Raw genomic sequence first — 6,037 nt, 5'->3', positions numbered from 1 at the left:
AATCAGGAAGAAGACAATAGGATAGCAATCAGCCTGAAAGCCCTGTATTTACTGAGATTGGTTGATGGTATTAGACAGGATTAAACGAAAAAAAACGCCTGAAATTTTCAAGCGTTTTTGTATGTTGGTGCGGACGGAGAGACTCGAACTCTCACACCTCTCGGCGCCAGAACCTAAATCTGGTGCGTCTACCAATTTCGCCACGTCCGCGTGATTAAACTCGGAATTATACACAAAGTATCCCGCTCTGCAAACAATCTTTGGCTTGAAATTGCTTTATTCCGACCGATATAATGGCAGGTCGGTTATCTGCCGGAACACACTAATATTAAAGAGGAACATCATGCCTGTTTTACTGATTCAGGATTTTTTACAAACACAGGGTTTGAAGCTGTCTTCAGACGACCTCCGTGTTGCTTATCTGACCGCGAAGACGGTAATGGATATGGGCAATGCTTCGATTGACCGCTCGGTTTTATGGCGTGAAGAAGACGGTTGGAAGCTGGCAGACCATATTGAAGAAACGCCGGAAAACGAAGTTTTGCTCAAACAGGTTTTCATGGCTCTAGATTCAGTATTCAGTCGCGCAAAAGCTGTCAAAAGTGCGGCGGTTTACATCCACATTCCGGGTGAACCGCATGCAAGGCTGGTTCGTATCTCGGCGCAAGGCGAGCCTTTGGAGAACCTGTTGGCGGTGCATGAAGAAAACGGTACGGTTTACCTTGTCTGCCGTACGGCGCAAAGCGGCTGGATGAATATTGCCAACGATATTGCCTATTGGCTTTCGCTGGATGAAATCCAAGGCGACAGGAATAAAGGCAGTGGAAGCCAGTTGTCCATCCCCGTGGCGACGCAAAACGGTACGGTTTTGGGCGTGGTCCATGTTGAATTTGCCGATAAAGATCAAGCCGATGAGGCAGCCCAAACGGATTGGTCGGCGCTGGCTTTGGCACTTGCCGAGCCGCTGAAAGCATTGGCAGGCATCGAAGACAAGGAAGAAGAACATGAATAATACCTTGAAATTCATCGCCTCCTGCCGCCTGCCGACCGAATGGGGTGACTTCACTATGCACGGCTTTGAAGAACAGAGCGGACAAGAACATATCGCTTTGACGATGGGTGATTTTTCAGACGACCTCCCTGTCCTGACCCGAATCCACTCCGAATGTTTGACCGGAGATGCCCTGTTTTCCAAAAAATGCGACTGCGGTCCTCAGCTTGAAGCAGCGATGAAGGCGGTTCAACAAGAAGGGCGCGGTGTCATCGTTTATTTGCGTCAAGAAGGGCGCGGCATCGGCTTAATCAACAAAATCCGTGCCTATAAGCTTCAAGACGAGGGGATGGATACGGTCGAAGCCAACCTCGCGCTCGGACTGCCCGTTGACGCACGCGATTTTACGCTTGCCAAGCAAATTTACGACCATCTGAATATCCGCGCCGTCAAGCTGCTGACCAACAATCCCGAAAAAATTCAGACGTTGAAAGATGCAGGCATCAATGTCGTCGAACGTATCCCGCTCCATGTTGGCGAGAATGTTGAAAACGAACGTTATCTGCACACCAAAGCCGACAAACTGGGGCATATGATTTTTGATTGAGGTAATACTAAACTTATTTATTATTTATATTCAAATAAATATATTTATCTTAAAACAAACGGCTTGCCCTAATAGAGTTTTTTTGGTTTAATCCGAAGTTCTCGGGTGATTAGCTCAGTTGGTAGAGCGTCTGCCTTACAAGCAGAATGTCGGCGGTTCGACTCCGTCATCACCCACCAAGTTTCCTTTCATTGTTGCAAAACAATGATGCGCGGTGGTAGCTCAGTTGGTTAGAGTACCGGCCTGTCACGCCGGGGGTCGCGGGTTCGAGCCCCGTCCGCCGCGCCAAATTTAAAAAAGCACCGATTTATCGGTGCTTTTATTTTTTGGTCGCAGCATTTTATATATTGGATACTCGATTTAAAAAGGTCGTCTGAAAACAGCTTAAGCGTTTGAATAGAATACGCTAGGTTTGTTTTCAGACGACCTTATATCTCAAAAAACCTTATTTATGACCATATTCAGCAATATATTGGGCAATTGCAGCTTCAGGGTTAGCGGCATTAATAACTTGAGGTACTTCTACATAACCGCGTTTAACCAGATTTTTTTCACGCAGAGTATTACCTTGCATGCCAAGTACAATACCAACGCCGAGACTAAGAAGGTTGATGATGGCACCAAACATCTCATTCTGACCAGCTAATACAGCTAACACAGCAAAAGTGACAAAAATTCCAATGCCCAAACCCCACATTTTTTTCACACAAGCCCAAATAGCCCCAAAGAGAAATGCAGGCCAAGACCAGCCTTGTTTGACTGCCTCGTACTGGTTCATAGGATTTTTAAAAATCTTGTAAAGCTTCATAAAACACCTTTCTTTTATACCTTAAAAAGTTAACGCCATTATTCTATCAAAATATATTAAAAAGTTGAATCATTATAAGATAAACGGTCGTCTGAAAACTCGATTCGGTTTTCAGACGACCTTTCATTCACTTATACCATCCCAACCTTATCACTCAGCCCAGTTTTTCTTCTTGCTGGTTTTCCCTATGCCCGGATTGAAGCTGTTGGTCGGGTCGAGTTTGCGGTAGAACTGTTTGAGCGCGGGTTTCGCTTCATATAAATGGCCGACGTTGTGTTCGGCAGGATACTGCGCGCCGCGTTGGTCTAAGAGATGAAGCATTTCGTGTTCCAATGCCATGCAGTCGTTGCCTTTTTTGATGATGTAATCCTGATGGAAAACGTGGCACATGAAATGTCCGTAGTAGAGTTTGTGGATGATTTTATTGTCGATTTCCTGCGGCAGTTTTTCAAACCAGTCGCGGTCGTCGCGGCGCAGGGCGATGTCCAGCGCGACCAAGTCTTCCACTTCGTCATCATGCACGGCGCGATAGCGGATGGCGGCGGAAGCGACGGCAAAACGGTGCAGCATGGCGGCTTGGGTTTCTTCGGCGTTGCATTCGAAAAACGCGCCGCCGTGGTGCGCAAAATACTCTTTCAGGAACGCGCGCGCTTCATCTACGCCTTTTCCGCCCATTTTCAGAATTAAATGGTGTTCGTATTTTTCGCGGTAATCGCGCATAGATTTGGGCAGGTGGTCGGGCAGGTATTTGCTGACGAACTGCATGACCTTGTCGGAAAAATGTTTGGGCAGGAAGCTGACTTTTTTGCCGAATCGGTCAACTTTGGCTTTGAAATCAAATAATTTCGGCAGTTGGTGCGTACCAAATTTTTTGATGACGTAGAACGTGTCTTTGCCATAAACGTCGGCAATATCGAAAGCGTCGCGATGGATGTATTCGCCGGAAACGGGCAGGCTTTCAAATTCGCCCAAGGCGGCGCGGCGGATGTCGGTCAGTTCGTTGATGTCGTTGGTGCCGATGTAAAACACGGCAGTTTGCTTCTCTTGCGGGAAGGTATCCAAGCGGACGGCGAAAACCATCAGTTTGCCCGCGCAACCGGACGCTTCGTAATGGCGCGCCGGGTCGGCATTAAAACGAGCGGCGGTCGGCTCGTCCACTTGGCGGACGTGGTCGCAATAGGCGTGGTCGTGTCCTTTGCCTGCGTTTTGCGTGATGTCTTTTCTCTGATAATGATGACCTTGAAGATTGGTCAGGATTTCTTCGGGCGTGTCGCCCAAATCTATGCCTAAATGGTTGACCAGCTCCAGTTTGCCCTCTTCGTTGATTTGGGCAAACAGCGCCATTTCTGTGTAGGCCGGGCCGCGCTGCACCAATGCGCCGCCGGAATTGTTGCACACGCCGCCCAAGACGGACGCGCCGATACATGAAGAGCCGATGACCGAATGCGGTTCGCGCCCCAAAGGTTTCAGCAGCAATTCGAGCTGGTTCAGGGTAGAGCCGGGCAGGCAGACGACTTGTTCGTTGTTGTTGATGGTTTGGATGATGTTCATCCGCATGGTGTTCACAATCACGATGTCGCGGTCGTAATCGTTGCCGTCGGGGGTCGAGCCGCCTGTCAAACCGGTATTCGCCGCCTGCGTAATCACAATCACGTCCGCTTCAACACATGCCTGCAAAATTTTCCACATTTCCAGAATGGTTCCGGGGCGCACCACTGCCAACGCCCTGCCCTCGCCGAAACGGTAGCCTTGACGGTATTGTTCGGTTTTCGCGGGGTCGGTGATGATGTATTTTTCGCCGACGGTTTGGGTCAGGCTGCTGATTAATTGCGAGGCGGTCATAATACGCTCCTTGGGGCTGGTTTTATTGGATTAAAATAGTGATTGTAGTAACGCGACACGGCAAAGTAAAGGTCGTCTGAGTGCGGTTCGGCAAGGAATACTGCAAACCATCCACACCATCCGTCCGCACGCCCTACCCTTTAATTGACCATCTTCCCCGCTATACACAATTTCTTTGCCGAACGATGTGAACAGCCTGTGAATAAGTTCTATTACCTTTTGATAATCAAACAAAAAAATATAGTGCTTAAAAAATGGGCAGTTTGTCGGTTTAGTCACATACAGTGTTTGCCTTTGTGTGTGCAGTCTGTGGAAAAGTCAGCTAACTTATTCTATTCTCAACCAAAATATTCAATGATTAAAAATTAGGCAATACGGCGTATAATCCGATTGATCAAACACACCCACTCAAAAATCCCGATTTTCAAAAAAGGAAAAGGAATGCACACCCTTTCGGAACAAGTCCGCTTAAATGAGGCGCGCAAAAAGTTGGCAAGAAGCAAGCGTTGGGCTACGGGCCTGCTGCTTGCGGCGTGCGTGCTGTTTGCAGCCTCCGCCATTTATGTGCGCCAATATCCTTGGTTGGGATTTGTCAAAGCGTTTGCCGAAGCGGCGATGGTGGGTGCGCTGGCGGACTGGTTTGCCGTAACCGCGCTTTTCAGACGACCCCTCGGGCTGCCGATTCCCCATACCGCGATTTTGCCGCGTAATCAGGCGCGTATCGGCGATGAATTGGGGCGGTTTATCGAACATAATTTTTTGCAGGGCAAACCCATCGCCATGCGTATTTACCAAGCGCAGCCCAGCGATAAATTATTGAAATGGCTGGACGGCGAAGACGTGAAATCGCATTGGCTGCCGTGGCTTTCCAAGCAGATTCCGACCCTGCTTGCCATCGCCAAACCGGAACAGACGGCGCGTTTTACGGCAATGCTGCTGGAAGAGCGTTACAGCGGCGGACAAATCGGCAACACGCTTGCCGACGGTTTGCGGCTGTTGAAAGCGCAAGGGATGCACGAAAAAGCGTTTGAAAGCCTGCTCCGTCAGATTCGGCGTTGGCTGAAAACACCGGAAACCCGCGAAATGTTGGAGCAGAACCTGCGCGAGTGGGCGGCGAAAATCGAAGGCGGCAATCCCGGTACTTGGGACAGGCTTAAAGCAGCGGTGAAATCGACCTTGGTGGAGAAAGTCGATGATTGGGCGGCAGAAAAAGCGTTGGCATGGATAGACGGCTATTTGGCGACCGCGGACAAGCAGGACAACGCGCTGCGCCGTCAATTCTTGGTGCAATACGACGAACTGACCGAACGCCTGAGCACCTCGCGCCTGTGGCACCGCCGCCTGGACAAATTCAAAACTGAGCTTGCGCAATCGCCCGCCCTGCAACGTCAAATCATGACCTTATGGCGCGGCATTTTGGACTGGGCGCGGGAGGATGTGGAAAAACAAGACTCTTTGTGCCAAGCGCAACTGGAAAAGCTGCTGAATCATATGCGTTCGCAAGCTCAGGCATACCCGCAATTTATGCGGCGGGCGGATGTACGGATTTCGCTTTTGGTTAGGGATTTTGTGATGCGTTATAAAGATAAAGCCGCTTTGTTCGTCGCGGACAAGGTCAAAGGCTGGGACAGCCGCCTGATGGTGGAAAAACTGGAATTGAGCGTAGGCAAGGATTTGCAATATATCCGCATCAACGGCACGCTCGTCGGCGGACTGGTCGGACTGGTGATTTATACGGTATCACTGTGGCTGGCGGGATAGTATAGTGGATTAACTTTAAACCAGTACG

Annotated in this window: 5 protein-coding genes and 3 tRNA genes; 5 read left to right on the top strand and 3 right to left on the bottom strand. The window is 49.4% G+C overall.

Annotated features, from left to right (window positions below; all coding sequences use genetic code 11):
* Positions 1–125: 125 nt before the first annotated feature.
* Positions 126–210 (bottom strand) — tRNA-Leu (locus tag HMPREF2572_RS10105).
* A gap of 133 nt (positions 211–343) precedes the next feature.
* Here HMPREF2572_RS10105 and HMPREF2572_RS10100 point away from each other — a divergent pair.
* The 4 genes from HMPREF2572_RS10100 (at position 344) to HMPREF2572_RS10085 (ending at position 1,886) form a co-directional block, all read left to right on the top strand.
* Complete coding sequence (locus HMPREF2572_RS10100) at positions 344–1,012, top strand: hypothetical protein (protein ID WP_049228768.1); 669 nt, start codon at positions 344–346, stop codon at positions 1,010–1,012.
* Positions 1,005–1,598, top strand: coding sequence for a GTP cyclohydrolase II (ribA, locus tag HMPREF2572_RS10095; RefSeq protein WP_070498299.1), 594 nt, complete (start codon positions 1,005–1,007; stop codon positions 1,596–1,598). The genes HMPREF2572_RS10100 and ribA overlap by 8 nt, the downstream gene beginning before the upstream one ends.
* Before the next feature lie 103 nt (positions 1,599–1,701).
* Positions 1,702–1,777 (top strand) — tRNA-Val (locus HMPREF2572_RS10090).
* Between the two features lie 32 nt (positions 1,778–1,809).
* Positions 1,810–1,886: transfer RNA gene (locus tag HMPREF2572_RS10085), tRNA-Asp, on the top strand.
* Between the two features lie 157 nt (positions 1,887–2,043).
* On the opposite strand, the gene HMPREF2572_RS10080 is transcribed toward HMPREF2572_RS10085, so the two are convergent.
* Both HMPREF2572_RS10080 and dld read right to left on the bottom strand, forming a co-directional pair.
* Positions 2,044–2,406 (bottom strand): DUF2628 domain-containing protein, encoded by a 363-nt coding sequence (locus HMPREF2572_RS10080; RefSeq protein WP_070498296.1) that lies wholly within the window; start codon positions 2,404–2,406, stop codon positions 2,044–2,046.
* A gap of 150 nt (positions 2,407–2,556) precedes the next feature.
* Positions 2,557–4,248, bottom strand: coding sequence for a D-lactate dehydrogenase (gene dld / locus HMPREF2572_RS10075; protein ID WP_070498292.1), 1,692 nt, complete (start codon positions 4,246–4,248; stop codon positions 2,557–2,559).
* A 441-nt stretch (positions 4,249–4,689) separates the two neighbouring features.
* On the opposite strand from dld, the gene HMPREF2572_RS10070 reads away from it, so the two are divergent.
* Complete coding sequence (locus tag HMPREF2572_RS10070) at positions 4,690–6,009, top strand: DUF445 domain-containing protein (protein WP_070498289.1); 1,320 nt, start codon at positions 4,690–4,692, stop codon at positions 6,007–6,009.
* Positions 6,010–6,037: the final 28 nt, after the last annotated feature.

This window comes from Neisseria sp. HMSC064E01 (assembly GCF_001808875.1).
Lineage (GTDB): Bacteria > Pseudomonadota > Gammaproteobacteria > Burkholderiales > Neisseriaceae > Neisseria > Neisseria sicca_A.
This window is presented reverse-complemented; position numbering and strand designations above follow the sequence as displayed.

What these genes read in the sequence shown, in the direction of transcription:
- HMPREF2572_RS10100 (WP_049228768.1), top strand. Translation starts at nt 344, where the DNA reads ATGCCTGTTTTACTGATTCAGGATTTTTTACAAACACAGGGTTTGAAG.
- ribA (WP_070498299.1), top strand. Translation starts at nt 1,005, where the DNA reads ATGAATAATACCTTGAAATTCATCGCCTCCTGCCGCCTGCCGACCGAA.
- HMPREF2572_RS10080 (WP_070498296.1), bottom strand. Translation starts at nt 2,406, where the DNA reads ATGAAGCTTTACAAGATTTTTAAAAATCCTATGAACCAGTACGAGGCA.
- dld (WP_070498292.1), bottom strand. Translation starts at nt 4,248, where the DNA reads ATGACCGCCTCGCAATTAATCAGCAGCCTGACCCAAACCGTCGGCGAA.
- HMPREF2572_RS10070 (WP_070498289.1), top strand. Translation starts at nt 4,690, where the DNA reads ATGCACACCCTTTCGGAACAAGTCCGCTTAAATGAGGCGCGCAAAAAG.